The organism is Ventosimonas gracilis, from assembly GCF_001580025.1.
Taxonomy (GTDB): domain Bacteria; phylum Pseudomonadota; class Gammaproteobacteria; order Pseudomonadales; family Pseudomonadaceae; genus Ventosimonas; species Ventosimonas gracilis.
The window spans coordinates 24,094-49,539 of record NZ_LSZO01000017.1; the positions used below are offsets into that span (position 1 = coordinate 24,094).

At 55.6% G+C, this 25,446-nt stretch carries 28 protein-coding genes, 1 tRNA gene and 1 other RNA gene; 18 read left to right on the plus strand and 12 right to left on the minus strand.

Going from position 1 to position 25,446, the window contains the following annotated elements; genetic code table 11:
- Nucleotides 1-99: 99 nt before the first annotated feature.
- The 6 genes from AXE65_RS00945 (at nucleotide 100) to rraA (ending at nucleotide 5,210) form a co-directional block, all read left to right on the plus strand.
- Nucleotides 100-1,824 (plus strand): acetolactate synthase 3 large subunit, encoded by a 1,725-nt coding sequence (locus tag AXE65_RS00945; RefSeq protein ID WP_068386724.1) that lies wholly within the window; start codon nucleotides 100-102, stop codon nucleotides 1,822-1,824.
- Nucleotides 1,824-2,315 (plus strand): acetolactate synthase small subunit, encoded by a 492-nt coding sequence (gene ilvN / locus AXE65_RS00950; RefSeq protein ID WP_068386727.1) that lies wholly within the window; start codon nucleotides 1,824-1,826, stop codon nucleotides 2,313-2,315. The genes AXE65_RS00945 and ilvN overlap by 1 nt, the downstream gene beginning before the upstream one ends.
- Before the next feature lie 22 nt (nucleotides 2,316-2,337).
- Nucleotides 2,338-3,354, plus strand: coding sequence for a ketol-acid reductoisomerase (gene ilvC / locus AXE65_RS00955; protein WP_068386729.1), 1,017 nt, complete (start codon nucleotides 2,338-2,340; stop codon nucleotides 3,352-3,354).
- 90 nt (nucleotides 3,355-3,444) lie between these two features.
- The gene (gene pssA / locus AXE65_RS00960) at nucleotides 3,445-4,257 is read left to right on the plus strand and encodes a CDP-diacylglycerol--serine O-phosphatidyltransferase (RefSeq protein ID WP_068386731.1); all 813 of its coding nucleotides are present in this window, start codon (nucleotides 3,445-3,447) and stop codon (nucleotides 4,255-4,257) included.
- Nucleotides 4,258-4,622: 365 nt separating this feature from the next.
- Nucleotides 4,623-4,698 (plus strand) — tRNA-Ala (locus AXE65_RS00965).
- A 32-nt stretch (nucleotides 4,699-4,730) separates the two neighbouring features.
- Entirely contained in the window at nucleotides 4,731-5,210 is a 480-nt protein-coding gene (rraA, locus tag AXE65_RS00970; RefSeq protein ID WP_068386734.1) for a ribonuclease E activity regulator RraA, read from the plus strand.
- Nucleotides 5,211-5,216: 6 nt separating this feature from the next.
- Here the strand turns inward: rraA and ubiX are convergent, their stop codons facing one another.
- Nucleotides 5,217-5,840 carry a flavin prenyltransferase UbiX gene (gene ubiX / locus AXE65_RS00975; RefSeq protein ID WP_068386737.1) on the minus strand — a complete coding sequence of 208 codons (624 nt, stop codon included), beginning with the start codon at nucleotides 5,838-5,840 and terminating at the stop codon, nucleotides 5,217-5,219.
- Nucleotides 5,837-7,204, minus strand: coding sequence for a UDP-N-acetylmuramate:L-alanyl-gamma-D-glutamyl-meso-diaminopimelate ligase (mpl, locus tag AXE65_RS00980; protein WP_068386803.1), 1,368 nt, complete (start codon nucleotides 7,202-7,204; stop codon nucleotides 5,837-5,839). The genes ubiX and mpl overlap by 4 nt, the downstream gene beginning before the upstream one ends.
- A gap of 142 nt (nucleotides 7,205-7,346) precedes the next feature.
- On the opposite strand from mpl, the gene AXE65_RS00985 reads away from it, so the two are divergent.
- Complete coding sequence (locus AXE65_RS00985) at nucleotides 7,347-7,640, plus strand: DUF2845 domain-containing protein (protein ID WP_068386806.1); 294 nt, start codon at nucleotides 7,347-7,349, stop codon at nucleotides 7,638-7,640.
- A gap of 8 nt (nucleotides 7,641-7,648) precedes the next feature.
- On the opposite strand, the gene AXE65_RS00990 is transcribed toward AXE65_RS00985, so the two are convergent.
- The 3 genes from AXE65_RS00990 to mutM all read right to left on the minus strand — a co-directional run bounded on the left by AXE65_RS00990 (nucleotide 7,649) and on the right by mutM (nucleotide 9,530).
- Nucleotides 7,649-7,981: a multidrug transporter gene (locus tag AXE65_RS00990; RefSeq protein WP_068386740.1), complete on the minus strand. Its 333-nt coding sequence runs from the start codon at nucleotides 7,979-7,981 to the stop codon at nucleotides 7,649-7,651.
- Nucleotides 7,982-8,058: 77 nt separating this feature from the next.
- A complete protein-coding gene (locus AXE65_RS00995) occupies nucleotides 8,059-8,646 on the minus strand; it encodes a lysophospholipid acyltransferase family protein (RefSeq protein WP_068386809.1) in 588 nt (195 codons plus the stop codon).
- A gap of 71 nt (nucleotides 8,647-8,717) precedes the next feature.
- Complete coding sequence (gene mutM / locus AXE65_RS01000; RefSeq protein ID WP_068386744.1) at nucleotides 8,718-9,530, minus strand: bifunctional DNA-formamidopyrimidine glycosylase/DNA-(apurinic or apyrimidinic site) lyase; 813 nt, start codon at nucleotides 9,528-9,530, stop codon at nucleotides 8,718-8,720.
- Nucleotides 9,531-9,715: 185 nt separating this feature from the next.
- On the opposite strand from mutM, the gene rpsF reads away from it, so the two are divergent.
- The 4 genes from rpsF to rplI are packed head-to-tail and all read left to right on the plus strand — an operon-like array spanning nucleotide 9,716 to nucleotide 11,812.
- Nucleotides 9,716-10,162, plus strand: coding sequence for a 30S ribosomal protein S6 (gene rpsF / locus AXE65_RS01005; protein ID WP_068386747.1), 447 nt, complete (start codon nucleotides 9,716-9,718; stop codon nucleotides 10,160-10,162).
- A gap of 26 nt (nucleotides 10,163-10,188) precedes the next feature.
- The gene (rpsR, locus tag AXE65_RS01010; RefSeq protein ID WP_068386749.1) at nucleotides 10,189-10,419 is read left to right on the plus strand and encodes a 30S ribosomal protein S18; all 231 of its coding nucleotides are present in this window, start codon (nucleotides 10,189-10,191) and stop codon (nucleotides 10,417-10,419) included.
- 29 nt (nucleotides 10,420-10,448) lie between these two features.
- A complete protein-coding gene (locus AXE65_RS01015; protein WP_068386752.1) occupies nucleotides 10,449-11,342 on the plus strand; it encodes a hypothetical protein in 894 nt (297 codons plus the stop codon).
- Nucleotides 11,343-11,365: 23 nt separating this feature from the next.
- Nucleotides 11,366-11,812 (plus strand): 50S ribosomal protein L9, encoded by a 447-nt coding sequence (gene rplI, locus AXE65_RS01020; RefSeq protein WP_068386754.1) that lies wholly within the window; start codon nucleotides 11,366-11,368, stop codon nucleotides 11,810-11,812.
- A 306-nt stretch (nucleotides 11,813-12,118) separates the two neighbouring features.
- Here rplI and AXE65_RS01025 read toward each other — a convergent pair whose 3' ends face one another.
- Nucleotides 12,119-13,105 carry a sulfate ABC transporter substrate-binding protein gene (locus AXE65_RS01025; protein ID WP_068386757.1) on the minus strand — a complete coding sequence of 329 codons (987 nt, stop codon included), beginning with the start codon at nucleotides 13,103-13,105 and terminating at the stop codon, nucleotides 12,119-12,121.
- A 46-nt stretch (nucleotides 13,106-13,151) separates the two neighbouring features.
- Nucleotides 13,152-13,886, minus strand: a complete 735-nt coding sequence (locus tag AXE65_RS01030; protein ID WP_204376490.1) for a hypothetical protein — start codon at nucleotides 13,884-13,886, stop codon at nucleotides 13,152-13,154.
- Nucleotides 13,887-13,984: 98 nt separating this feature from the next.
- On the opposite strand from AXE65_RS01030, the gene AXE65_RS01035 reads away from it, so the two are divergent.
- From AXE65_RS01035 to AXE65_RS01055, 5 genes are all read left to right on the plus strand, one after another.
- Entirely contained in the window at nucleotides 13,985-14,557 is a 573-nt protein-coding gene (locus AXE65_RS01035; protein WP_068386763.1) for a DUF6436 domain-containing protein, read from the plus strand.
- A 137-nt stretch (nucleotides 14,558-14,694) separates the two neighbouring features.
- Nucleotides 14,695-15,756: an extracellular solute-binding protein gene (locus AXE65_RS01040; RefSeq protein WP_068386766.1), complete on the plus strand. Its 1,062-nt coding sequence runs from the start codon at nucleotides 14,695-14,697 to the stop codon at nucleotides 15,754-15,756.
- A 408-nt stretch (nucleotides 15,757-16,164) separates the two neighbouring features.
- Nucleotides 16,165-17,235: an extracellular solute-binding protein gene (locus AXE65_RS01045; RefSeq protein ID WP_068386769.1), complete on the plus strand. Its 1,071-nt coding sequence runs from the start codon at nucleotides 16,165-16,167 to the stop codon at nucleotides 17,233-17,235.
- A 25-nt stretch (nucleotides 17,236-17,260) separates the two neighbouring features.
- Nucleotides 17,261-18,358: an agmatine deiminase gene (gene aguA, locus AXE65_RS01050; RefSeq protein WP_068386772.1), complete on the plus strand. Its 1,098-nt coding sequence runs from the start codon at nucleotides 17,261-17,263 to the stop codon at nucleotides 18,356-18,358.
- A gap of 20 nt (nucleotides 18,359-18,378) precedes the next feature.
- Nucleotides 18,379-20,283 carry a beta-ketoacyl synthase gene (locus tag AXE65_RS01055; RefSeq protein ID WP_068386775.1) on the plus strand — a complete coding sequence of 635 codons (1,905 nt, stop codon included), beginning with the start codon at nucleotides 18,379-18,381 and terminating at the stop codon, nucleotides 20,281-20,283.
- Nucleotides 20,284-20,324: 41 nt separating this feature from the next.
- Here AXE65_RS01055 and AXE65_RS01060 read toward each other — a convergent pair whose 3' ends face one another.
- Complete coding sequence (locus AXE65_RS01060; protein ID WP_068386778.1) at nucleotides 20,325-20,669, minus strand: hypothetical protein; 345 nt, start codon at nucleotides 20,667-20,669, stop codon at nucleotides 20,325-20,327.
- A gap of 237 nt (nucleotides 20,670-20,906) precedes the next feature.
- Here AXE65_RS01060 and fnr point away from each other — a divergent pair, with 237 nt between their 5' ends.
- Nucleotides 20,907-21,647, plus strand: a complete 741-nt coding sequence (gene fnr, locus AXE65_RS01065) for a fumarate/nitrate reduction transcriptional regulator Fnr (protein WP_068386813.1) — start codon at nucleotides 20,907-20,909, stop codon at nucleotides 21,645-21,647.
- On the opposite strand, the gene recR is transcribed toward fnr, so the two are convergent.
- The 4 genes from recR to ffs all read right to left on the minus strand — a co-directional run bounded on the left by recR (nucleotide 21,631) and on the right by ffs (nucleotide 24,410).
- Nucleotides 21,631-22,236 (minus strand): recombination mediator RecR, encoded by a 606-nt coding sequence (recR, locus tag AXE65_RS01070; protein ID WP_068386781.1) that lies wholly within the window; start codon nucleotides 22,234-22,236, stop codon nucleotides 21,631-21,633. The two genes, fnr and recR, sit on opposite strands and share 17 nt — an antisense overlap.
- Nucleotides 22,237-22,248: 12 nt before the next feature.
- A complete protein-coding gene (locus AXE65_RS01075) occupies nucleotides 22,249-22,575 on the minus strand; it encodes a YbaB/EbfC family nucleoid-associated protein (protein ID WP_068386784.1) in 327 nt (108 codons plus the stop codon).
- A gap of 14 nt (nucleotides 22,576-22,589) precedes the next feature.
- Nucleotides 22,590-24,278, minus strand: coding sequence for a DNA polymerase III subunit gamma/tau (dnaX, locus tag AXE65_RS01080; RefSeq protein WP_068386787.1), 1,689 nt, complete (start codon nucleotides 24,276-24,278; stop codon nucleotides 22,590-22,592).
- A gap of 35 nt (nucleotides 24,279-24,313) precedes the next feature.
- Nucleotides 24,314-24,410, minus strand: an RNA gene (gene ffs / locus AXE65_RS01085) — signal recognition particle sRNA small type.
- 179 nt (nucleotides 24,411-24,589) lie between these two features.
- Here ffs and AXE65_RS01090 point away from each other — a divergent pair.
- On the plus strand, nucleotides 24,590-25,446 hold an 857-nt coding region (locus AXE65_RS01090; protein ID WP_068386789.1), incomplete at its 3' end, for an ABC transporter substrate-binding protein.

The following is a 25,446-nucleotide window of genomic DNA, read 5'->3' on the forward strand; positions in this document are numbered from 1 at the left end:
GGGGGATTCCAAACGTTAAGGATTCTTCCCGCTAACGACAGCTTGCAAGGTTTTGCGGCTCGTCTGTCTTTTTATGTTTAGCAAGCAGAGGTAACACAGGTGGAGCTTTTATCTGGCGCCGAAATGCTCATCCGTGCCTTGCACGATGAGGGCGTTAAGTACGTATACGGTTATCCGGGCGGTGCGTTGCTGCACGTCTATGACGCGCTGTTTCGGCAAAATGATGTCACCCATATTCTGGTGCGCCACGAACAGGCCGCCACCCACATGGCTGACGGCTACGCGCGCGCGACCGGTAAGGCCGGGGTGGTGATGGTCACTTCAGGTCCTGGCGCGACCAATGCGATTACCGGCATTGCCACGGCCTATATGGATTCCATCCCGATGGTGGTGATTTCCGGCCAGGTACAAAGTGACTTGGTCGGCAGTGATGCGTTTCAGGAAACCGACATGGTCGGTATCTCAAGACCCATAGTGAAGCACAGCTTTATCGTCCAGCATGCGGCGCAAATTCCGGAGATTGTTAAAAAGGCGTTTTATATTGCCGAATCCGGCAGACCCGGGCCTGTGGTAATTGATATACCCAAAGACATGGGCGACCCCACACAAAAGTACCAGTACCACTACCCGCAGAAGGTCAAATTACGCTCGTACAGCCCTGCTGTGCGTGGGCATTCCGGGCAAATCCGCAAGGCGCTGGATTTACTGCTGTCGGCGCGGCGACCCATTTTATATTCCGGCGGCGGCATTATTACCGGCCATGCCTCTGAGCCATTAACCGCGCTCGCCAAGCAGCTTAATTTGCCGGTGACCAATACGCTGATGGGGCTGGGCGGCTTTCCGGGCACAGACAGTCAGTTTTTGGGCATGCTCGGCATGCACGGCAGTTATGTCGCGAACCTTGCCATGCACCATGCGGATGTGATTTTGGCGATTGGCGCACGCTTTGACGACCGTGTGATTAACGGCGCGGATAAGTTCTGCCCGGGCGCGAAAATTATCCATATCGATGTAGACCCGGCTTCCATCTCCAAAACCATCAAGGCCGATATTCCCATCGTGGGTCCTGCCAAACCGGTGCTGGTCGAGATGCTGAGCCAATTGACGGAGATCAATCAGCGGCTGGATGAAAGCAGCATGGCCGCTTGGTGGCAGCAGATTGACGAATGGCGCGGCGCACAAGAGTTGTTCCCGTTCGAGGCGGGTGACGGCTCGATTATCAAACCGCAACAAGTGATTAAAACGCTGTGGGAAGTGACAGCGGGCGAGGCATGGATTAGCTCAGATGTCGGCCAGCACCAGATGTTTGCCGCGCAGCATTACCGCTTTCCCAAAGCCGGGCGCTGGATTAACTCCGGCGGCCTTGGCACTATGGGCTTTGGCTTTCCGGCGGCGATGGGCGTCAAGCTCAACTTCCCTGAAGAAACCGTCGCCTGCGTGACCGGCGAGGGCAGCATTCAGATGAACATTCAAGAGCTGTCCACCTGTCTGCAATATGACCTCGCGGTGAAAATCATCAACCTCAATAACGGTGCGCTTGGCATGGTGCGCCAATGGCAGGATATGCAGTACAACAGCCGCTATTCGCATTCGTACATGGAATCTTTGCCGGACTTTCGAAGGCTCGCCGAAGCCTATGGGCATATCGGCATTCGTGTGGATAAGCTTTCGGATTTAAAGCCGAAAATGGAAGAAGCCTTCAGCCATAAAGACCGCTTGGTTTTTCTGGATATTCAGGTGGATACCAGCGAGCACGTCTACCCGATGCAAATTCGCGGCGGCGCCATGCGTGATATGTGGCTGAGCAAGACGGAGCGTACCTGATGAGGCACATTATTTCCCTTTTGCTGGAAAACGAACCCGGCGCACTGTCGCGCGTGGTCGGCCTGTTCTCGCAGCGCAACTACAACATCGAAAGCCTGACCGTTGCGCCGACCGAAGACCCGACCTTGTCGCGGCTAACGCTGACCACCATCGGTCACGACCAGATGATTGAGCAAATCACCAAAAATCTAAACAAACTGATTGACGTGGTTAAGCTGATCAACTTGTCGGAAAACGCCCATATCGAGCGTGAACTGCTGCTGGTCAAGGTCAAGGCGAGCGGCGCGCAGCGAGCGGAGGTCAAGCGCACCACAGATATTTTCCGTGGACAAATCGTCGATGTGACCGGCAGCACTTACACCATTCAGCTATCTGGCACCAGCGAGAAGCTCGACAGCTTCCTGCAAGCCATCGGCACCGCCGCCATTGTAGAAACGGTGCGCAGCGGCGTTACTGGTATCGCCCGTGGCGATAAAACTCTAAGCCTTTGAAATTTCAACCCGAGGAACTCCCATGAAAGTGTTTTACGACAAAGACTGCGACCTGTCACTGGTACAAGGCAAAAACGTTGCCATCATCGGCTACGGCTCGCAGGGACACGCACACGCCTGCAACCTCAAAGATTCCGGCGTCAATGTCACGGTGGGACTGCGTGCCGGCTCGACTTCGGTCGCCAAAGCCAAGGCACATGGCCTGAATGTGGCCGAAGTCAAAGACGCCGTCGCGCAGGCGGATCTGGTGATGGTCTTAACCCCGGACGAATTCCAGGGCCAGCTCTACCGCGAAGAATTGGAACCTAATCTTAAACAAGGCGCGGCGCTCGCCTTTGCCCACGGCTTTGCCATCCACTACAACCAAATCGTGCCGCGTGCCGACCTTGACGTCATCATGATTGCGCCGAAAGCCCCCGGTCACACGGTGCGCAGCGAATTTGCCAAAGGTGGCGGCATTCCTGACTTGATCGCCGTCTACCAAGACGCTTCCGGCAACGCAAAAAACCTCGCGCTGTCCTACGCCTGCGGCATTGGCGGCGGACGTACCGGCATTATCGAAACCACCTTTAAAGACGAAACCGAAACCGACCTGTTCGGCGAACAAACAGTGCTCTGCGGCGGCTGTGTGGAACTCGTCAAAGCCGGTTTTGAAACCTTGGTCGAAGCCGGTTACGCGCCGGAAATGGCCTATTTTGAATGCTTGCACGAACTCAAATTAATAGTCGATTTGATGTACGAAGGCGGCATTGCCAACATGAACTACTCCATCTCCAACAATGCCGAGTTTGGCGAGTATTTCACCGGCGGCGAGATTATTAACGAGCAGTCACGCAAAGCCATGCGCAAAGCGCTAAAACGCATCCAAAACGGTGAATACGCCAAGCAATTTATTGCTGAAGGTGCCTTGGGCTATCCCACCATGACCGCCCGCCGCCGCTTGACCGCTGAGCACCCGATTGAACAAATCGGCGAACGCCTTCGCGCCATGATGCCTTGGATTGCAGCTAACAAACTGGTGGATAAAAGCAAAAACTAAGCAGGCCCGGTCTACTCCCCTCTCCCACTTGTAAGAGAGGGGCTGGGGGGATAGGGTAGACCTTGGCTTCATCCACTTAAGAGTTCTTTTATGAACGAACAGCCCGAACCCGCCGAAGAATCCAAAGACGCCGCTTCCAGCCTGTTGCCCATTGATGAGCACGTCGAAGAAGTGCAGGATGCCGAAGGGCGCAAGGTGCATCGGCGCGGCATTTATCTGCTGCCGAACCTGTTTACCACCGCCAACCTGTTTGCCGGTTTTTATTCGATTATCGCCGCCATGAACGGGCAGTTTTCCTTTGCCGCCGCCGCGCTCTTTGTGGCAATGGTGATGGACGGACTGGACGGACGCATCGCGCGCATGATTAACGCACAAAGCGCCTTTGGCGCGGAATACGACTCACTTTCCGACATGGTCGCCTTTGGCCTTGCGCCTGCGCTACTCGCCTACACTTGGGCACTGTCGGATTTAGGCAGCGTCGGCCTCGCCGTCGCCTTTATCTACACCGCTGGTGCTGCGCTGCGGCTCGCACGCTTTAATACGCAAATCGGCAAAGTGGATAAAAAATGGTTTATCGGCCTTGCCAGCCCGGCCGCCGCCGGATTGATTGCAGGGTTAGTTTGGGCATTCCACGACTTTGGCATAAAAGGCTCCAAGCTCTCGTTATTAGTCGCGCTATTGGTCGCCCTCGCCGGTGCGCTGATGATCAGCAATATCAAATACCACAGCTTTAAAGCCTTCGACCTCAAAGGCCGCGTACCCTTTGTCGCCATCTTGGTCGTCGTACTGGTATTTGCCCTGATATTCAGTGACCCGCCGCGCGTACTGCTGCTGATTGCCCTGATCTACGCCGCCTCAGGCCCGGTGCAGTGGGTATTGCAACTGAACCGCGCTAAACCTTAGGGTCTGTTCCCGCTTCAAACGTGGCCGCGACGGAGGCAGATTTTGCGCGCAGCAAGGCGCGAGGAGAGAAATTTGCTGATGCAAATGAACGACGAGCAACACAGCGGCGCGCAAAATCTGCCCCGTCCCTTCGGGCTGCGCCCAAAATTTCGCCATACGGCGTTGCAGCATTTGCCAAGGTTGTACACATTGGCTGCATGCTGCGCCTAGTCTGGCGAAATTTTGCGCAGCAGCGCGGCTCGCGTTTGAAACGGGAACAGACCCTAGGCTCGCCCGCTTGCGGGAGCGGGCAATCGCACACAAAAATTTAAGGGAAACAGTTGACAGTCATTTTCCTCCCGCCTAAGATGCGCGTCCCTTCAGATGGGGCTATAGCTCAGTTGGTAGAGCGCTTGCATGGCATGCAAGAGGTCAGCGGTTCGACCCCGCTTAGCTCCACCAAATCCCCCGCATCCTTTTAGAAGCTCGCCAGCATGTCCATTGTTACGCCGGATCTGTGTGATGCTTTCCCCGATTTAACCCAGGTCGCTGAACCCTTGTTTGCAAACTTTGGCGGGCGTGATGCCTTTGGCGGGCAGATACAGACCGTCAAATGCTTTGAGGACAACTCCAAAGTCAAGGAGCAACTCGCCCTGCCGGGACAAGGCAAGGTGCTGGTCGTTGACGGTGGCGGCTCGCTGCGCTGCGCCTTGCTCGGCGACCAAGTCGCCGCACAGGCGGCTCAAAACGGCTGGGAAGGGGTGTTGATTTACGGTTGCGTGCGCGATGTCGATAGGCTCGCTGAAACTGACTTAGGTATTCAGGCGCTCGCCGCCCATCCGAAAAAAACCGAAAAGCGCGGCTTGGGCGATGTCAATCTAGCGCTGACTTTCGCCGGTTTAACCTTCCACCCCGGTCACTTTCTCTATGCCGACAACAATGGCGTGATTATCTCGCCCAAGGCGTTGGGCTAGGGTCTGCTAATCCTCATCGCCCGTTTGGTGATACTCGCCCCAGCAGGGCAGTATGTCTTGCGGGATGTTGAGCAGGTTAAGAATACGGGCGACGATAAAGTCAATCAGGTCGTCGATAGTTTTTGGTTGGTGATAAAAGCCCGGCGAGGCAGGCAGGATAATCGCGCCCAGATTGGAAAGCCGCAACATGTTTTCCAGATGGATGCTTGAATAGGGCGCTTCGCGCGGCACCAAAATCAGCGGGCGGCGCTCTTTAAGCGCAACATCGGCGGCGCGTTCAATCAGATTGTTGCAAGCGCCGCAAGCAATGGCAGACAGTGTGCCGGTCGAACAGGGCACGACCACCATTGCCGCGGGCGTGCTTGAGCCTGAGGCGGGCGGCGCGAGCCAGTCTTCCTTGCCAAATACGCGAATTTGCCCGGGCTGTGCGCCGGTGTATTCGGTTAAAAACGTCTGCATGGCTTGCGGCTTACCCGGCAGAGCCAAGTCGGTTTCGGTCGCCAGCACCAGTTGTGCGGCTTTGGAAATTAAAAAATGCACCTCGCGCTGTTCTTGTATCAGGCAATCGAGCAGGCGCAGTGCGTACTGCGTGCCGGATGCGCCGGTTATCGCCAAGGTAATGCGCTTCATGGCAAATCCTCCAATTCCTCCAGTGCCTTGGCGAGCTTGCCGTGCAGGCCATCGGCACTGCCGTTGCTCATAATGACCACATGACTGCCCGCTTTGGCGTGCCTGATCACCTGATCGATAACCGCTTGTGTGCAGCGCGCTACCGTGCAGGGTACGCTACAGGCGGCGGCAACGCTGGAAATATCCCAGCCCAAATGCCCCGGTGCGTACCAAATCACCTGGTCAGCCTGACTCACCGATTGCGGCAATCCGGCCTGATGAGCGCCGAGTTTCATTGAGTTGGAACGCGGCTCGATAATGGCGATCAACGGCACCTTGCCAATGCGTTTGCGCAGGCCGTCCAAAGTGCTGGCAATGGCGCTGGGATGGTGGGCGAAGTCATCGTACAGGCTGATGCCACGCAGTTCGGCGATTTTTTCCATACGCCGTTTTACGCCGACAAATTCACCTAGCGCCGCAATACCTTGCGCCGGGCTCACGCCAACATGCTCGGCAGCGGCCAGCGCAGCCAAGGCGTTGGCGACATTGTGCTGCCCGCTACAAGTCCATTCGAGCGTGCCTTGTGGCTTGCCATCTAGCCAGACCTCAAAGCAGGAGCCGTCGTCTTTGCGTAGCCTAGCCTGCCAGCGCCCGCCTTCGCAGGTGGTATCCGTCTCGCTCCAGCAGCCTTTTTCCAGCACGCGGGTCAACGCCGCATCGGTTTTGGGATAAATAATCCGCCCATTGCCCGCGATGGTGCGCACCAAATGGTGAAATTGCTGCTCGATGGCGGCAAGGTCAGGGAAAATATCGGCATGATCAAATTCCAGATTGCCTAAAATCGCTGTGCGCGGGCGGTAGTGGATGAATTTGGAGCGTTTGTCGAAAAAAGCGCTGTCGTATTCGTCGGCTTCCAATACAAAAAATGGAGACTTGCCAAGCTGCGCCGAACAGCCAAAGTTCTGCGGCACGCCGCCAATCAAAAAGCCAGGCTTAAGACCAGCCGCTTGCAACAGCCAAGCGAGCATGCTGCTGGTGGTGGTTTTGCCGTGCGTTCCGGCAACCGCCAGCACCCAGCGCGCGGGCAGCAAATGCTGCGCCAGAAAGGCAGGGCCGCTGGTATAGGGCAGATTTTGGTTGAGCACCGCTTCGACCAGCGGATTGCCGCGTGACAGCGCATTGCCAATCACCACCACATCCGGTGTGGGCGAAAGCTGCGACGGGTCATAGCCCTCTATCAAATCAATACCGGCTTGCTGCAATTGCGTGCTCATCGGCGGGTAAACATTGGCATCACAGCCACTGACCCTAAGGCCGAAAGCCTTGGCGAGCAGCGCCAAAGACCCCATAAAAGTGCCACAAATACCCAATATATGAATGTGCATAAGGCTCTCGAACAATACGGCTGCAAGGATTTGCAACACAGCCAAAGGTTTTAACAGGGCATAGCTTAAGCGGTTGGCGTATCCTTCGGGCAATCCTCTGTCTGCTAAGGAGGCTATTGTGGCTTTTTTACTGCGTTTATTGATGGGGTTATGGCTGCTATGGGCGGGGGTGGCTGAGGCGGCTTCCACGCTGCGTTGTGGCAGTGCCGTGGTGAGCTTGGGCGAGCGTATGGCTGAAGTGCAGGATAAGTGCGGAGAGGCGCGCAGCCGCGATGTCATCGGCTACCGCACGGTGCGGGTGGGCAGTTTTTACGGTTTTCGCCAAGAAGAGGTCGCGGTGGAAGAATGGTCTTACTTGCTGCGCGGCGGCATGCTGTATTTCCTGCGCTTTGAAGGCAACCGCTTGGTAGACATCAAAAGCAAGCGCAGGAATTAGCTTTGCGTTTACTGATTGTCGTCCTGGTAACGGCCGGTTTCAGTGCAGCCCAGGCAGCGCACAAAAGCGGCGCGGGCGGGTTCGACCACAAAGGATTTGGCGCTGTGCTTGGCTGCGCCAACCGGTGCGGTAAAGGGTAGTGTCACTACAAAAAGCCCGGCGCCCGCTACCGTACCGATAATCAATATGGGTCTGGCAATCACCAAGTCGGCGATCATGGAAAAAGCGGAGGGCGCTTCCACTTGATAAAGTTCGTCGCCGTTATTGGCTGCCTGTACCGGCGCGGTCAGCAGGCAGGCGGAAAAAGTAGCGATAACGGCGGCGGTGCGAAATGTTTTCATGAGGTCAGTCCTTTAGTTAGATGATGAAGTGCGATACAGCAGATAACACGAAATAAACAACAGCAGTTTGACTGGCTTTATTCACAGGTCAAGGCATACTCGGGCTTTTTCGGTATGAAGTTGCGATAAAACGCCAGTATTTTTTGCATGTCAATGGCCTCATTGTCACTGGGATAAAAAGCAGGTCCCAAGATAACGCGGCGACCAGGGTAATCCAGCGCGACCAATATTACCGGTACGCCAGCGCCTTTGGCGATGTGATAAAAACCCATCTTCCAGCGCTCGACTTTTTTGCGAGTGCCTTCCGGGGTGATGGCAAGGGCAAATTGCTGGCGGGTTTTGAACTCGGTAACGGCTTGTTCGACCATACCTTGCTTTAAGTGTCTTTGAATGGGTACGCCGCCCAAACGCCGCAGCAGGCCGCCGAACGGAAAGCGAAACAGCGTATGTTTGCCGAACCAGCGGGCATTTAGGGCGAGTTTGAACTTCACCGCCAGCAGCACAACAAAATCCCAGTTGGAGGTGTGGTGTGCACCGATGAGAACGAATTTATCCAGTGCGGGCAGCTCGCCGCTAACCTGCCAGCCCAGCAGCTTTAAGGTGCTGCGCCCCAGCCATTCGGTAAAGCGGTTGCGGCGGTAGTTGCTGTCTTTGGCATCATTCACGGTACGGCGGCTCCTTTTCACTGCTGGCCTTTTTTCGATGATGGCAGCAAGCAGGTCAAGCTGCAATGAGCTTAACGCTGACAATATGCGCACCAAACGCTGCTGCGCTGAGCCAGGCGCGTTTCGCGCAGCAAGCTGCCGCAGACTTTGCAGGGCAGCCCGCCACGCCCGTAGACAAACAGTTCCTGTTGAAAATACCCCGGTTTGCCGTCCGCGCCGACAAAATCACGCAGGCTGCTGCCGCCACAGGCAATCGCTTGTTGCAATATCTGTTTGATCACTTCGGCAAGTCGCAGTAAGCGGGCGCGGGAAATCGAGCCCGCCGCGCGTCTGGGGTCGATTTTGGCGGCGAACAGCGCTTCACTGGCGTAGATATTGCCGACGCCGACGACCACCAAGTTATCCATGATAAAGGGCTTGATGGCGGTTTGCCGCGTGCGCGACAGGCGATACAGATGCTCGCCGGTAAATTCATCGGAAAGCGGTTCGGGCCCGAGCTTTAAAAGCAGCGGATGCTGCGCCGGGTCAAGCGTCCACAATAAAGCGCCGAAGCGTCTGGGGTCGGTATAACGCAGCGATTGTCCGGATGACAGCTCAATATCCACATGCGCATGCTTGGCGGCGGGCGAGCCGCTTGGCAGCAAAAACAGGCTGCCGGACATGCCCAAATGACAAATCAATGTGCCCACTTCGGCCTCAATCAGTAGATATTTGGCGCGGCGCTTGACCGCTTGGATGCACTGACCGGATAAACGCACGTCCAAATCCTCTGGCACCGGCCAACGCAATCTTCGTTCACGCAGCAACACGCGGATGACGCGTTGGCCGAGCAGATAGGGCTCAATACCACGGCGAGTGGTTTCGACTTCAGGCAATTCAGGCATGCGAGCCACCCAAGCAAAAGCGCCAGTTTACCTTGCGTGTGTCTACCTTCTTGCCTAAAATGCTGCCCCCTGCCATCTTGGCGGGCGTTTTGCCTTGTGCAAAGCGCGAAAATGCTTGGCATTTTCACCTTCACCCTCCTTGTCTGACCGCGCAGTGCGGCAGGCTTCACCCGTAAGGAGCATTTATGCGTCATTACGAAGTAGTTTTTTTGGTTCATCCTGACCAAAGCGAGCAGGTTGGCGCGATGGTTGAGCGCTACAGCAAGCTGATTGAAGAAGACGGCGGTAAAGTCCACCGTCTTGAAGACTGGGGGCGCCGACAACTGGCCTACAGTATCGATAACGTCCACAAAGCCCATTACGTGCTGATGAACATTGAATGTTCGGAAAAAGCACTGGCCGAGCTGGAAGAAACCTTCCGCTATAACGATGCGGTTATCCGTAATCTGATCATCCGCCGTGACGAAGCCATCACCGAACAATCGGAAATGCTTAAAGCTGAAGAAAACCGCGGTGAGCGTCGTGAGCGTCGTGAACGCACGGAAGAAGAGCCTGCGCAGCAAGAAGGCGCTGAAGACGATGATGACGAAGCGGATACTGACGACGTCGAAGAGTCCAAAGCCGAAGGCTAATCGCTACTAATTGAAGGAGTTACTCCATGGCACGTTTTTTCCGTCGCCGCAAGTTCTGCCGCTTTAGCGCCGAAGGCGTAAAAGAGATTGACTACAAAGACCTGAACACGCTCAAGGCGTATATCACGGAAACCGGCAAAATCATTCCCAGCCGTATTACCGGAACCAAGGCGCGCTACCAGCGCCAGCTCGCGACCGCGGTAAAACGCGCACGCTTTTTGGCGCTGCTGCCCTACAGCGACAGTCACGACCGCTAAACCACAAAGCACCTTGAACCCCCGCACCCATGCGCGCCCTGCTGCACTTTATCTTGCGCGGGCAGGTCTCTTGCGGCCTGCTGCTCGCCGCGGCTTCTGCCATACCGTTGCTAGTTTGGCTGGCGGCCGCGGGCGGCAGTTTGTTGCTGCTGCGCCGTGGTTTGGCCGCCAGCGGCCCTGCTTTGCTGCTGGCGCTGTTGCCTACCCTTGCTTGGTGGCAGGTAGCGGACGAGCCGCGCATGGCGCTGATACTGCTGGGCAGTTTCGCCTTAGCACAAGTGCTGCGTCGTTACTCAAGCTGGGTATGGGTACTGCTCTGCAGTCTGCTGACCGGCGCTGCCTCTGCACTGTGCTTAAAGCTCGCTTTCAGCGAACCCTTGGCCGCGCAGAATGCGCAGTTGCAGCCGTTTTTGCCGCAAGCTTTGGGCACTTTGTATCAGCAGATGAGCGAGGCCGAGCAGTTGCGTTTGAGCGAGTTAATGCCGCAACTTTTGCTCGGCGTACTGGCCACGCTGCTGCAGATTGCCAGCTTGATTGGCTTGATGCTGGCGCGTTATTGGCAGGCGCTGCTGTTCAATCCCGGTGGCTTTGCCCGCGAGTTTCACGCACTGCGTCTGCCGAAGAGCGTTGCTTTTTCTCTGTTCGCGCTGCTGCTGCTAATGCCCGCGTTATCGGCGACAGGAGCCGTACTGGTGCCGCTTTGCAGTCTGCCTTTGCTGTTTGCAGGGCTCGCTCTGGTGCATGGCAAGCTGGCGGGCAAGGCGGGCGGAAAGTTTGGCTTGGTGGGACTTTATTTAAGTTTGCTGCTGTTTATGCAGCTTGCTTATCCGCTTTTGGTGGTGCTGGCGCTGGCCGACAGCCTGTTTGATTTTCGCGGTCTGAAAACGCGCAAAGGGCACTCGGCAAGCAATCCTGACATTTAAAGAGAATTAAGAGGTAATACCCAATGGAAGTTATTTTGCTGGATAAAATCACCGGGCTTGGCAGCTTGGGCGATAAAGTCAGTGTGCGCAGCGGCTATGCGCGCAATTATCTGCTGCCGCAAGGCAAGGCTACGGCGGCTACGGCGGCCAATATCGCCACCTTTGAAGCGCGTCGCGCCGAACTGGAAAAAGCCTCGCGCGATAAAAAAATCGCCGCTGAAGCCCGCGCCGCGCAACTGGCTGAACTGGAAGTGCGCATTAGCGCCAGCGCCGGTGACGAAGGCAAGCTGTTTGGTTCGGTCGGCACGCACGATATTGCCAATGCCTTAACCGAATCGGGCGTTCCGGTTGCGAAAAGCGAAGTTCGCCTGCCGAACGGCAATATTCGCCAATTGGGCGAGTTTGATGTGATGCTGCATTTGCACACGGAAGTTGAAGCCAGCGTGCGCGTGGTCGTCGCTGCCGCTTAAAGGCTTGCCCTCTCCCGCAGGCGGGAGAGGGTTTCTGTAGGGTCTGCTCCCGCTTCAAACGCGAGCCGCGCTGCTGCGCAAAATTTCGCCAGACTAGGCGCAGCCTGCAGCCAATGTGTACAACCTTGGCAAAGGCTGCAACGCCGTATGGCGAAATTTTGAGCGCAGCCCGAAGGGACGGGGCAGATTTTTCGCGCTGCTGTGTTACTCGTCGCTCATTTGCATGAGCAAATTTCGCTTCTCGCGCCTTGCCGCGCGAAAAATCTGCCTCCGTCGCGGCCACGTTTGAAGCGGGAACAGACCCTATTATTGTCCGCCGTAAATCCGGTCAAATAATCCGCCGTCTTTAAAGTGTTTGGCTTGAATATCCGCCCAAGCGCCAAAGGTTTCTACTACGGGCAGAAACTCGACGGACGGAAAGCGGTCGGCAAATTCCGCCAAAATCGTCTCGTTGCGTGGGCGCAGATAGTGCTCAGCCGCCATTCGCTGCGCTTGCTCTGACCATAGCCATTGCAAATAGGCTTCGGCTTCGCGCCGCGTGCCTTTTTTATCGACCACCTTATCGACCACCGCAACCGGTGGTTCGGCTTCGGCGCAGACGCTGGGATAGACCAGCTCAAACTCACCACGGCCAAACTCGCGGGCGATCATTTCTGCCTCATTCTCAAAAGTAATCAGCACATCGCCAATTTGGTTTTGCACAAAGGTTGAAGTCGCGGCGCGTCCTCCGCTGTCCAAAACCGGCACTTGGCGGAACAGTTTGCCGACAAAATCCTCGGCCTCGCTTTCACTGCCGCCGTTTTTTAGCACATAGCCCCAAGCGGACAGATAGGTATAACGGCCATTGCCGGAGGTTTTCGGATTGGGGATGACCACCTGCACGCCTTCGCTGAGTAAGTCCGGCCAATCTTTGAGATTTTTTGGATTGCCCTTGCGCACGATAAACACCGTCGCCGAACTAAAGGGCGCACTGTTATTCGGCAGACGGCTCGCCCAATCAGCGGGGAGCAACTGGCCGTTTTCCACCAGCGCATCAATATCGGTCGCCATATTCATGCTGATCATATCGGCGGGCAGGCCGTCAATCACCGAACGCGCCTGCTTGCTGGAGCCGCCGTGCGACATGCGAATGCTTAAACGCGGATTGCCCTGTGCTTGCCAGTGCTTTTGGAAGGCCGGATTGTAGGCGCGGTAAAAATCGCGCATCACGTCGTAAGAGACATTGAGCAGTTCTGCCGCCTGCGCCGTGGCGGCGGCGAGGCTAAAACCAGCGGCGAGTAAGAGCTTTTTCATTAACAGCTTCCTGTGGGTTAAGAGTAAATAAAGGATCAATAAAGAGTTACGCCAAACTTCTTAACGCGCGTTGGCAAATGCGCCAAGTGGCCGGATTGCTTGATTGCTGCCAGCGCGCGCAAACGCCGCGCACCCAATCCGGCTGGCTTTTGCTGGCATCGTTAAGCCAGTTGGCGACTGAATCCTGCACATAGCGGGAAGGGTCTGCCTGTAGGGGTTCGAGTAGCGGCAAAGCTAATTCGGGATAGTCCTTCAATGCCTTGATATGAGCGCACCAAACCCCGCGCGGGCGCAGGCTTTCGCTGGCAAAGCGGCGTAGGTTTTCAGGTGGCGCTAACGTCCAAGGTTTAAGCTGCTCAATCGAATGCTCAAGTTCCGCCGCCATCTGCGGCCTAAGCGCGAGCCATGCCCATTCTCGCGGCGCGTAGTGTGGGTCATCGGCGAGCGGTTTGATCCGCTCAAGGCGCTGTGCCAAGTCAAGATGGGGCAATCTGGCTAACAGGTAACAAGCCCAGCCACGCACCGTATCCGATGAATGCTGAGCCAACTGAGCAAAACCATCATCGCCCAATTTCACCGCAAGCAATTCGCCCGCCCGCTGCATACGGCGGACAATACCTTCGCTTTGTGCGCCCTGCATGGCTAAAAGCGTTGCCGCGTCCACTTGTGGCACGGCAACGCGCATCAGCTCGGCAAAATCCACGCAAAGTGTTTCCATCAAATGGCTAGACGGTGCACCGCTATTTAATTGCGCCCGTCGCTCAAAGCTAACGTCCTGCATGTTTTTGCGCATTGTTTGCAAACCTGTGACAGAAAGTCGCCGATATTCAACCGAAAGCCGTACCGTGGCAAGCTATAACGTTTTAGTCATGTACTGCCATGCCCATCCTTCGTCGTAAAACACTGCTGCTTGGCCTGCTGCTCGCCTTGGTGCCTGCGGGAATCTGGCTGACCCTACGCTGGTTTGAAGGGCGATGGCTGCGCCCGTTTGCCGCACAAACGCAGATTTTTTCCGGAGAAACCTTGCAACTGCCGCCCGCACTCGCCGGAAAAGGCCGCATCCGCTTGGTGCATTTTTGGCACCCGACCTGCCCGTGCAATGCGCTTAATCAGCAGCATCTGGCGGAACTGATGGAGCATTTTTCCCCGCTTGGGGTGGATTTTTATGTCCTGCAAAAAACCGCCAGCCAAGGCCAGTTACCCGCGCCGCTTGCGGCCTTAAAGCCCCTGGATACGCTGCCCGGCAGTGAGGCCATTCCAGCCAGCCCGGCGCTTGCTATTTGGGATAACAGTGGCCAATTGGCTTATTTTGGCCCGTACAGCCAAGGCGCGGTTTGCAACTCGGCAAACAGCTTTGTTGAACCGATTTTGCAGGCATTGCTCGAAGGCCGCCGCGTAGAAGCCCGCCATAATCTTGCAGTCGGTTGCTTTTGTGATTGGCAGACCCATTAGCCTTACAGGTCTTGCGGTAATGGCACATCTCGCCGAAAATCGAGGCTTCGTTCTATGTTGCCTCTAAAATGGGTTAAATACGCAAGGTGGCGTGCTTTCCTTAGTTTTTCTGCACATTGACTAGCAGGAGCTTAATGATGCGATACGTGATTACAGCAGTTTTTATTTTTCTCTGCTGCATGCAGGCTCAGGCGCAAGATAAAACCCTGCGCTTTTACAATTGGAACGATTACATGGTGCCGGAAGTTTTAGCCGACTTCACCAAAGAAACCGGCATCAAAGTAGAAACACCGATTTATGTCGGCATGGAAGAAATGATGAAAGTAGTGCGCAGCGGTGAAGCCTTTGATGTGCTGGTGCCGTCCCACTTTGGATTGCCTCCTTTGATTGACGAAGGTTATTTGCAGCCGCTGGATAGAACCAAGCTGCCCAACTGGGCTTATACCGATCAGCAGCTGATGGTAAAACTCGCCCCGTTTGACCCGCAAAATCTTTACGCTGCCCCCTATTTATGGGGAACGGTCGGCATTGCCATCAATAAACCGCAAGCTGAAGCCGCCTTTGGCGGGCCGCTGCCGGAAAGTTGGGATTTATTCTTTAATCCTAAACTCGTCAGTCGTTTTACCGGTTGCGGGGTCAGTGCGCTGGATGCCGCCAACGAAACCTTAACCATTTTGCTGAACTACAAAGGTCTCGACATGAAACGCAGTTCTCCGCGGCGCATCGAACAGATGGGGGCGATATTGGATGCACTGCGCCCTAACTTGCGCTATGTAGATGACGAGCGTTATTTAGTTGACCTTTCCCAAGGCAAGCTGTGCCTTGCCATTGCTTGGGTAGGCGAGGCTTTACAGGCACGTGAGGCGGGTCAGCCGGTTGAGTTTTTTATTCCGCGCGAAGGTTCGGTGATGTTCCTGGATACCTTGGTGATTCCAGCCAATGCGCCGAACCCGGAACTCGCCTACCGGTTCATCAATTACCTGATGCGCCCAGAAATTGCCGCCCGTTTGACCGAGGGGTTGTTTTTTGCCAATTACAACCTGGAAGCGGCCAAGTTTCTTGGCCCAGCCTTGGTTAATAACCACTCAATTTACCCCGACACGGCGACAATGCTCCGCTTGCATACTCTTGAGCCGTTAAGCGAAACACAAGAAGCCGCACGTGACCATATTTGGACGCGCTTTGTTGAAGGCAAGTAACCCGCAGGTATTTTTATGATCAGCCCCAGCAGTACCCCCCCCCAAAGCCGATGGCTTTTTTATGCCTGCCGGATGGCAGTCGCACCGGCAGACCTGGATGCTCTGACCCGAGCGTCCCGATAACGGGCGTTTGGGCGGCAAACCGGCGCAGGCGGCGTTCAGCTTTGCTAAACCGATTTTGCAAGCATTGCTCGAAGGCCGCCGCGTAAGCCCGCCATAATCTCGCGCTCGGTTGTTGTTGTGATTGGCAGAGCCATTAGCATTCTGCAAAGCCTTACACGTCTTGCGGTAATGGCATATCTCGCCGAAAATCACGGGTTCGTTCTATATCGTCTCTAAATATGGATTAAATACGCAAGGTGGCGTGTTTTACCTGTTTTCTGCACACTTACCAGCAGGAGCTTAATGATGCAGTACCTGATTACAACGGTTTTTATTTTTCTCTGTTGCATGCAGGTTCAGGCGCAAGATAAAACCCTGCGCTTTTACAATTGGAACGATTATATGGTGCCGGAAGTTTTAGCCGACTTCACCAAAGAAACCGGCATCAAAGTTCAAACCCCCATTTATACCAGCATGGCAGAGATGCTCAATGTGGTTCGTGGTGGGGAAGCGCTTGATCTACTGGTGCCTTCGCACTTTGTATTGCCTACATTGATTGATGAGGGGTTAGTGCAACCACTGGATAAAAGCAAACTGCCCAATCTTGCCTACTCCGGCGGTAGACTGATGGTTCACTTCAATGCTTTTGACCCACAACGCCAGTATGCCGCGCCCTATTTGTGGGGAACCATCGGCCTTGCAGTCAATCGGCCAAAGGTTGAAGCTGCTTTGGGCTCGCGCGTTCCGCAAAGCTGGGACATCCTGTTTGACCCAGCCATCAGCCGCCGTCTTGCCGGCTGCGGTATGACGACACTGGATGCACCTAATGAGATGCTGAGCATCTTGCTCAATTACAAGGGATTGTCTTTGGACAGAAGCTCAATACGGCGCATTCGGCAAGCAGCCGTGCCGGTTTTGGACACGTTGCGCCCCCATCTGCGCTATGCCGATGGCGAGCGCTATATCCGTGACCTTGCCGAAGGCAAGCTCTGTGTCGCCGTCTCGCGGATGGGCGATGCGCTGCGTGCGCGCGAAGCCGGGCAGCCGGTAGATTTTTTTATCCCCAAAGAAGGCTCGGCGATGTTTCTCGACAGCTTGGTTATCCCGGCCAACTCCGTCAACCCAGAGCTTGCCCACGAATTGATCAATTATTTGATGCGACCTGAAATCGCCGCCAGGCTGACCGAGGGGCTTTTTTACGGCAACTTCAATACCGAGGCGGCCCAGTTCCTCCCGGCTGACCTTGCTGAAAACCCCATGTTTAACCCGGATAGCGCGGATCTTCGGCGCCTTTATGTGCTTAGTACGCTAAGCGCAGAGAAAGAAGCGCTAAGAGATGAAATATGGTCGCGTTTTGTCAAAGGCACAGCCCAATAAAACGGCTCAAATTACAGGTACTGCCATGAGCGCCCTCGTCCGTACTCCAAAAGCCGATGGCTTTTTTATGCCTGCCGAATGGCAGCCACACCGGCAGACCTGGATGCTCTGGCCGGAGCGTCCCGATAACTGGCGTTTGGGCGGCAAACCGGCGCAGGCGGCGTTTGCCGCTGTAGCGCAGGCGATAGCCCGCTTTGAGCAGGTTACTGTTGGGGTATCCGCCGCGCAATATGAAAACGCCCGTGCCCGTCTTTCGCCCGCGATACGGCTGGTGGAAATCAGCAGCGACGATGCTTGGGTGCGCGATACCGGGCCTACCTTTGTCCGCAATGCAGCGGGCGAAGTACGCGGGGTGGATTGGGCGTTTAACGCTTGGGGCGGCCTTAACGGTGGGCTTTACCCTAATTGGCTGCGTGATGAACAGGTCGCGCAAAAGATTTTGCAAATCGAGCGCTGCCCGCGCTACCACACGCCAGACTTTGTCCTTGAGGGAGGCTCCATCCATGTCGATGGCGAGGGTACGCTGATAACCACCGAAGAATGCCTGCTAAACCCCAATCGCAACCCACAGCTATCACGCGCTGAAATTGAGCAAAAATTGCGCGACTATTTGGGTGTAGAAACCATTATTTGGCTGCCGTATGGACTGTTTAACGATGAAACCGACGGCCATATCGATAATTTTTGCTGCTACATTCGCCCCGCCGAAGTCCTGCTGGCCTTTACCGACGACCCACAAGACCCCAACTTTACCCGCTGCCAAGCCGCGCTTCGCGTATTGGAAAATAGCCAAGATGCCAAAGGGCGCTCGCTAACCGTGCACAAAATGCCCATCCCCGGCCCTCTTTATGCCACGGATGAAGAATGTGCCGGGGTCGATCGCGCACAAGGCAGTCAACTGCGCGACAGTGGCATTCGCCTCGCCGCCTCTTATGTCAACTTTCTTATCGTCAATGGGGGTATCATTGCGCCCTGTTTTGACGACCCCAAGGACGACGAGGCCAAGGCGATTTTGCAGCGGCTGTTCCCTGCACGTGAGGTCGTGATGCTGCCGGGGCGGGAAATCCTGCTGGGCGGCGGCAATATCCACTGCATCACTCAACAACAACCGGCAACTGCCTGAAACTGTAGAGATTGTTCTTCGTGAAATCCCATCTGCCGGTTATTGTCGGCTTCGGCGGCTACAACGCGGCCGGTCGCAGCTCCTTCCATCACGGCTTTCGCCGCACGGTTTTACAATCCTTGCCCGCCGAACAGCGCCAGGAGACCTTGGCCGGTCTTGCCACCATGATGAAGCTGGTCAGCTACAGTAATGGCCGCTATTGCTGCACCAGCAGCGGTGAGCCGCTTGACCTTGCCGCCACTTTGCAGCGCTACTCGCCGCAAATTCTGGCCGATACCTTGGTCAGAAGAATTGAAAAACGCTATTTCGATGTCAACGCGGTGCCTTGGCAAACGCCCATCAGCCTCTCAGGCGAAGGCGGCGAACCCATTACTTTTATTACCCGTCGCCGCCAACTGCCCGAACCTTTGCCCGCTGGCTGGCAGGTTGAGGCGCTGGCAGAAGGGCATCAGGTACGCGTGACCTTAAGCGAAGCGGCGCAGTTTTCGGCCACCAGTTTCCGTGAACTGCCGGTTAAATCCGCCGGCCAACTGCCCAGCGGCTTTGAACCCGCCGAACTCTATCATTCGCGCTTTCACCCGCGCGGTCTGCAACTGGCGATCATCGGCGCGACCGATGCGCTGCGCTCAATGGGCATCGACTGGCCTTGTGTTTTGCAAAAAGTCTCGCCGGAACAAATTGCGGTATTTTCCGGCAGCATCATGAGCCAACTGGATGAAAACGGTCTTGGCGGCATGCTGCAAGCGCGCCTTAAAGGCACGCGAGTTAGCGCCAAGCAGTGTCCGCTGGGCCTAAACAGCATGCCGACGGACTTTATCAACGCTTATGTATTAGGCAGCGTCGGTACCAGTGGCAGCGTCACCGGTGCTTGCGCGACCTTTTTGTACAACCTGCAAAAAGGCATTGAACAGATCAATACAGGCCGCGCCCGCGTGGTGCTGGTCGGCAACAGTGAAGCGCCGATTACGCCGGAATGTATTGAAGGCTACAGCGCCATGGGGGCGCTTGCGACCGAAGAAGGTCTGCGCCGCGTGCAAGGTACAGAAGAAGTCGATTTTCGCCGCGCCAGCCGCCCGTTTGGCGAGAACTGCGGCTTTACCCTCGGTGAATCCAGCCAGTACCTGATATTGATGGATGACGCGCTCGCCCTGGAATTAGGTGCAGAGATTTACGGCGCGGCAACGGATGTGTTTATCCATGCCGATGGCTTTAAAAAATCCATTTCCGCTCCGGGTCCTGGCAATCTATTAACCCTTGCCCGAGCGGTGCAAAGCGCCAGCCAATTAGTGGGTCTTGAAGGCATAAGAAAACGCAGCTTTGTGCAAGCGCACGGTTCAAGCACGCCCGCCAATCGGGTCAGCGAATCGCATTTAATTAACCGGGTGGCCGAGGCCTTTGCGATAGAAAGCTGGCCTTTGGTTGCCGTTAAAGCCTATCTAGGACATTCCTTGGCCACCGCCAGCGCCGACCAAATGGTTTCGGCTTTGGGCAGTTTTGCTTATGGCCTTTTGCCGGGCATTAAAACCATCGATAAACTGGCCGATGATTTATATCGCAGCCATTTGGATATTGCATTAAACGACCGCGAATACCAGGCGGATGTTTGCTTTATTAACTCCAAAGGCTTTGGCGGCAACAATGCAACAGGCGTCGTATTATCGCCTGCGATAACCCAAAAAATGCTGCATAAACGCCACGGAAGCGCTGCATTCAATGCTTGGCAAAAGCGCCTTGAAGGCACCCGTGAACAGGCCGCAGCTTATGATAAAAGAGCGCTAGGCGGACAGTTCGATATTATCTATAACTTCGGCCAGGATTTAATTGATGAACAGGCCGTTGAATTAACAATGCAAGGGATAACGGTTCCTGGTTATCCGCTGCCAATCGATTATCAACAAGACAAGCGCTTTTTAGATATGCTGTAATGCTTTGCCCTTTTGGCTAAAGGCAAAAGGGCAATAGCCGCTTACCAGTTATAAGAAACCCCAATATAAGCCTGCGGCCAGATTTTAATGACGGCCAACTCTTTGCGCTGACGGGCAGTTTCACCATCGGCGGCGCTACCGATTGAGATAATCAGCTTGTTATGTACCGAATCGCTGAGATCAAACTTGGTTTTGGCTTTACCAAAAGAAATGCCCAAATCGGCAATAAAAGCAAAGCCCGATTTATTGTTCTGATGCCCCCAACCAATAGCTAAATAAGGCGAGAAGTCGGAGAACTCGACTTTACCTTTAACGCTGGTGCCGGGTTCGGCGCTAACGAGGGAGTCGTTAATTGTCCAGCTTCTGCTGGCGGTATTGATTTCCAACTTGCGCTGCTGCCGGTAATGCGGCTAAAAGCAGGGAACATGCAAGTACTAAAATAACGCTGCTACTACTTTTTATGCAGGAAATTCCTTTTTGTAAGCAATAGAATTTATTGCTCGTGCGACTATAAATAAATCGCTATGAAATGCACAATTTTGTCAAGGACAAAAGCGCACATGGCGCGGGCAGATGTATTGGGGTACCCTCACTATTGTCTTTGTAAACGCAGATTTCTGATGATGACAACTCTTATCAAGACCAATACCTTGCCGCAAATAAATTGCAAGGATTGCAGCTTGTCCAGTTTGTGTCTGCCGCTGTCGTTGGATTTTGCCGATATGGATAGGCTCGATGGTATTGTCAAACGGGGCAAGCCGCTGAAAAAAGGCGAATTTCTGTTTCATCAAGGCGACCACTTTAATTCAGTGTTTGCGGTGCGTTCGGGCAGTCTTAAAACCTTCAGTATTAATGATGACGGCAGCGAGCAATTAACCGGCTTTTATTTGCCCAGTGAACTGTTGGGATTGTCCGGCCTGTACAGCGAGCGCCATCCGGTTTGTGCACAGGCGCTGGAAACCACTTCGTTATGCGAATTGCCTTTTGCGCATTTGGATGAATTAAGCGCGACCTTGCCGAGCTTGCGTCATCAGTTACTGCGTGTGATGAGCCGCGAAATTCAGGGCGACCAGCAGATGATGTGGCTGCTGTCGAAAAAAACCGCTGATGCGCGGATTGCCAGTTTTCTACTGAACCTGTCCACCCGTTTTCGCGCACGCGGCTATTCGGGCAGCCAGTTTCGCCTTGCCATGTCGCGCCGCGAGATGGGCAACTATTTAGGGCTTGCGGTGGAAACCGTCTCGCGCGTGTTTACCCGCTTTGTGCAAAGCGGTTGGCTATCGGCAGAGGGTAAAGAGGTGCGTATTTTGGACGTGCCAAAGCTTGAAGGCTGCGCCGCAGGCAGGCTTAATCCAGCGGATTAAGCGGCTTGCGTCCGGCCAGCGCATGCGACAGGGTGCTGCCGTCAATCAGTTCCAATTCGCCGCCGAGCGGCACGCCGTGGGCGATACGGCTAATCAGCAGGTCTTTTTGGATCAGTAGCTGGGCAATGTAATGCGCCGTGGCTTCCCCTTCGACCGTGGGATTGGTCGCCAGTATCAGTTCGCTAAATGCGCCCTTTTCAAGACGTTCCAGCAGTTCGGGAATGCCGATGCTTTCCGGGCCTAATCCATCGAGCGGGGACAGATGCCCGCGCAGCACAAAATAGCGCCCGCGGTAGCCGCTTTGTTCGACCGCCTGTACGTCGAGCGGCCCTTCTACTACGCAGAGCAGGTTGTCATCGCGGCGCGGGTCAAGGCATAAATTACAAATCGGCTGCTCGCTTAAGGAGCGGCAACGTTCGCAATAACCTACGCCCTGCATGGCTTGTTCGAGCGCTTCGGCGAGCCTTAATGCGCCGCTGCGGTTGCGTTCGAGCAGGTGCAGTGCGGTGCGCTGCGCGGTTTTTTGGCCAACGCCAGGCAGAATGCGCAAAGCATCGATAAGTTGCCTGATCAGCGGGCTAAAGCTCATGAAATCAACGGCTTAAAACGGCAATTTAAAGCCGGGCGGTAGCGGCAATCCGGCGGTCATGCTCGCCATTTTTTGCTGGTTGTTGGCCTCGACTTTGCGAACAGCGTCGTTAACTGCGGCGGCGATGAGGTCTTCGAGAATTTCTTTGTCTTCTTGTAGCAGGCTGTCATCCAGACTCACCCGCTTAACGTCATGCCGACCGTTCATCACTACGCTAACAAGGCCCGCACCCGCTTGGCCGGTGACTTCGGCTTGTTGCAGTTCTTCTTGCATCTTCTGCATTTTTTCCTGCATTTCTTGCGCCTGCTTCATCAGCCCGGCCATTCCACCTGAAAGCATTTAGGTTTTCCTCATCAATCAATCGGTTGAATGCTGCCGGGTTCAATCACGGCAGCAAATTGTTCCATCATCGCCATGACCATTGGCTCTTTAGCAATGGCAAGTTCCGCTTGCTGCAAACGGATTTGTTTTTGTTGCTCGCTGCGCTGCGCCGGGGTTTGCTGGCTGGGCGTTTGCTGTTCGATACGCAAGCGAATAGGCCGCCCGTGGAATTTTTCCAGCGCCTCGCCAAGGCGTTGCTGCTGTGTTTCGCTCAGCAGGGGCTGGCTGGGGTCAAGGTGCAGCAGCCAGTGATCGCCGTCTACTGCGGCCAGCGTGCTGTGACTGGCGATACTGGCGCACATGCCGCTTAGCCCCAGTTGCGGCAGCAGCTCTTGCCAACGTTCGGCAAGTTCCGCGCTGTTTGCGCTGTGGCTTTCAGCGGCTGGTCCCGCTGATGGGGGCGAAGCCTGCGGTAGGCTCTCTTGCCCGCTATTAACGGACGGCTCAAAACCGCTGTCTTGCTCAATCGGCGGCGGTTCTTCGGCCACTATTTGAGTCATCGATTCGGCGGGCGACGGGGAATGGTCTTTGACTTCGGCTGAGCCGCTTAACCTGACGGATGGCGCGTATTCGCTATCATGCGGGCGAAACGCCAGCATGCGTAGCAGCAGCATTTCAAAACCGCCGCGCGGCTGCGGCGCAAGCGGTAGGTCACGGCGTCCTATCAAGGCCATTTGGTAGTAGAACTGCACGTCTTCCGGCGGCAGGCTTTGCGCCAATTGCAGCACCGCCTCGCGGTCGCCCTCGCCGTTATCCAGCGCATCCGGCACCACTTGGGCAATGGCAATGCGGTGCAGCAGGTTGATCAGTTCCGCGAGCAACCCCGCCCAGTCCGGCCCAAGTTCCGCAAGTTGATTAACCTGTGCCATCAGCCCCGGCGCATCGCCTGCCTTGAGCGCTTGCAGCAGGCCGTGAAGCTGGCTGTGGTCGAGTGTGCCCAGCATGCTGCGTACATCGGCGCTCATCAGTTTGCCTTCGCCAAAGGCAATAGCTTGGTCGGTAAGGCTTAAAGCATCACGCATCGAGCCATCGGCGGCGCGACCCAAAAGCCAGAGGGCTTCATCCTCAAAAGGCACTTGTTCGGCTTGCAGCACGTGTTGTAAATGCTGCACGACCCGTTCGGCGGACATGTTTTTCAGCGCAAATTGCAGGCAGCGCGAGAGCACCGTGACCGGCAGTTTTTGCGGGTCGGTGGTGGCCAGCAGAAATTTAACGTGCGGCGGGGGCTCTTCCAGGGTTTTCAGCAGCGCGTTAAACGAGTGCGCCGAAAGCATGTGCACTTCGTCGATAAGATAGACCTTGTAACGCGCACGGGTCGGCGCGTATTGCACGTTTTCCAGCAGGTCGCGGGTGTCTTCGACCTTGGTCCGACTGGCCGCGTCCACCTCAATCAGGTCGACAAAGCGGCCTTGGTCGATTTGCGTACAGGCGGCGCAAACGCCACAGGGCTGGGCGCTAACGCCTTGCTCGCAGTTAAGGCACTTGGCGAGAATCCGCGCAATACTGGTTTTGCCCACGCCGCGCGTGCCGGTAAATAGGTAGGCGTGATGCAATCTGCCGCTATCGAGCGCGTTAATCAGCGCTTTGAGCACGTGCTCTTGCCCCGCCATCTGATGAAAAGTGCGCGGTCGCCATTTGCGGGCGAGAACCTGATAGCTCATAGGCGGGCAGAGAGATTGGAATAAGAGGGTGGTAGCTTTACCCGCCTGACCTCGGCACAAAATGTCACCGCTGCGGCTGCTCCCTTCCGGGCCTGACCGGGTTCACGGCTGATTTTTGCGAGGGGACAAATAAAGCCACCATAACGCCCTTCACGCCAAGCACGAAGGTGCGCCATTGTAGCGGCTTGTGGGCGAGTTGCAAGTTTGGTTTTTTGCCGATTTTGGATAGCGCACAGGCAAAGGTACTTCAATACTGCCCGCGTTAGCCTTTTAACAACAACACAAAACCCCGAACTGGGAGGTTTACCCTCATGAATACAACCCATCCCGGCCATCTCAGCCGCCGTAATCTCTTGGCAGGCGGCGCGACACTCGCCGCTGCCACCGCGCTCTGGCCCAAGCATTTATTCGCGCAAGACAGCAAAGTCATCCGCATTGGCGGCGCGGGGCCTTTATCAGGTCCTGCGGCCTATTGGGGGCAGTCCACCGCGCAAGGTTTTATCGACGGCGCAGCCGAAGTCAACGCGGCGGGTGGGCTGATACTGGGCGGCGTGGCGCACCGCATTGAAGTGATTAACTACGACACCAAAGGCGAAACCGCCGACTCACGCGCCGCGACCTTGCGGCTGATTGAGCAGGACGGCTGCCAGTACGTATTTACCAACGGAGCGGCTTCCACCGTTGGCGTATTGCAGGTCAGCGAACCGGCCGGGGCGATTTCCATGGTGGGCTGCTGGGGCTATCTGGAACTGTTTGGTGGCAAATACCCGCTGCACTTTCGCGCGGAAATGTCCGACTACGAGCAGGGCTACGCCTATATCCCCTTTATGCTCGAAAAATACGGCAAAGACGCGCTAAAAACCGCCGCTTTTATCGGCCCGAATGATAAAGACGGCACCGACTGCCATTTTTCCTACCAACGGTTGATGGACTACTACGGTATCAAGCAGACCACAGCGCTCTACTACAACTGGGAAGATACCGACTTCTACCCGATTGTTGCGCGCTGTATTGCCGCAAAACCCGCCTTTATCGTCACCAGCCCGTCGCCGCCCGGGATTACCGCCTCGATTATCAAGGCCGCCAGAGAACTGGGCTATCGCGGGCCGATTAGCTCGCCCGCCGCTTCGGAAACCAAGACCATTTTGCAAGTGGCGGGTGAGCACGC

What these genes read in the sequence shown, in the direction of transcription:
- rplI (WP_068386754.1), top strand. Translation starts at nt 11,366, where the DNA reads ATGGAAGTTATTTTGCTGGATAAAATCACCGGGCTTGGCAGCTTGGGC.
- recR (WP_068386781.1), bottom strand. Translation starts at nt 22,236, where the DNA reads ATGAGCTTTAGCCCGCTGATCAGGCAACTTATCGATGCTTTGCGCATT.
- rraA (WP_068386734.1), top strand. Translation starts at nt 4,731, where the DNA reads ATGTCCATTGTTACGCCGGATCTGTGTGATGCTTTCCCCGATTTAACC.
- AXE65_RS00990 (WP_068386740.1), bottom strand. Translation starts at nt 7,981, where the DNA reads ATGAAAACATTTCGCACCGCCGCCGTTATCGCTACTTTTTCCGCCTGC.
- aguA (WP_068386772.1), top strand. Translation starts at nt 17,261, where the DNA reads ATGAGCGCCCTCGTCCGTACTCCAAAAGCCGATGGCTTTTTTATGCCT.
- dnaX (WP_068386787.1), bottom strand. Translation starts at nt 24,278, where the DNA reads ATGAGCTATCAGGTTCTCGCCCGCAAATGGCGACCGCGCACTTTTCAT.
- fnr (WP_068386813.1), top strand. Translation starts at nt 20,907, where the DNA reads ATGACAACTCTTATCAAGACCAATACCTTGCCGCAAATAAATTGCAAG.
- AXE65_RS01015 (WP_068386752.1), top strand. Translation starts at nt 10,449, where the DNA reads ATGCGCGCCCTGCTGCACTTTATCTTGCGCGGGCAGGTCTCTTGCGGC.
- AXE65_RS00985 (WP_068386806.1), top strand. Translation starts at nt 7,347, where the DNA reads ATGGGGTTATGGCTGCTATGGGCGGGGGTGGCTGAGGCGGCTTCCACG.
- mpl (WP_068386803.1), bottom strand. Translation starts at nt 7,204, where the DNA reads ATGCACATTCATATATTGGGTATTTGTGGCACTTTTATGGGGTCTTTG.
- AXE65_RS01025 (WP_068386757.1), bottom strand. Translation starts at nt 13,105, where the DNA reads ATGAAAAAGCTCTTACTCGCCGCTGGTTTTAGCCTCGCCGCCGCCACG.
- mutM (WP_068386744.1), bottom strand. Translation starts at nt 9,530, where the DNA reads ATGCCTGAATTGCCTGAAGTCGAAACCACTCGCCGTGGTATTGAGCCC.
- ilvC (WP_068386729.1), top strand. Translation starts at nt 2,338, where the DNA reads ATGAAAGTGTTTTACGACAAAGACTGCGACCTGTCACTGGTACAAGGC.
- ilvN (WP_068386727.1), top strand. Translation starts at nt 1,824, where the DNA reads ATGAGGCACATTATTTCCCTTTTGCTGGAAAACGAACCCGGCGCACTG.
- pssA (WP_068386731.1), top strand. Translation starts at nt 3,445, where the DNA reads ATGAACGAACAGCCCGAACCCGCCGAAGAATCCAAAGACGCCGCTTCC.
- rpsR (WP_068386749.1), top strand. Translation starts at nt 10,189, where the DNA reads ATGGCACGTTTTTTCCGTCGCCGCAAGTTCTGCCGCTTTAGCGCCGAA.
- AXE65_RS01045 (WP_068386769.1), top strand. Translation starts at nt 16,165, where the DNA reads ATGCAGTACCTGATTACAACGGTTTTTATTTTTCTCTGTTGCATGCAG.
- rpsF (WP_068386747.1), top strand. Translation starts at nt 9,716, where the DNA reads ATGCGTCATTACGAAGTAGTTTTTTTGGTTCATCCTGACCAAAGCGAG.
- AXE65_RS01030 (WP_204376490.1), bottom strand. Translation starts at nt 13,886, where the DNA reads ATGCAGGACGTTAGCTTTGAGCGACGGGCGCAATTAAATAGCGGTGCA.
- AXE65_RS01035 (WP_068386763.1), top strand. Translation starts at nt 13,985, where the DNA reads ATGCCCATCCTTCGTCGTAAAACACTGCTGCTTGGCCTGCTGCTCGCC.
- AXE65_RS01075 (WP_068386784.1), bottom strand. Translation starts at nt 22,575, where the DNA reads ATGCTTTCAGGTGGAATGGCCGGGCTGATGAAGCAGGCGCAAGAAATG.
- ubiX (WP_068386737.1), bottom strand. Translation starts at nt 5,840, where the DNA reads ATGAAGCGCATTACCTTGGCGATAACCGGCGCATCCGGCACGCAGTAC.
- AXE65_RS01040 (WP_068386766.1), top strand. Translation starts at nt 14,695, where the DNA reads ATGCGATACGTGATTACAGCAGTTTTTATTTTTCTCTGCTGCATGCAG.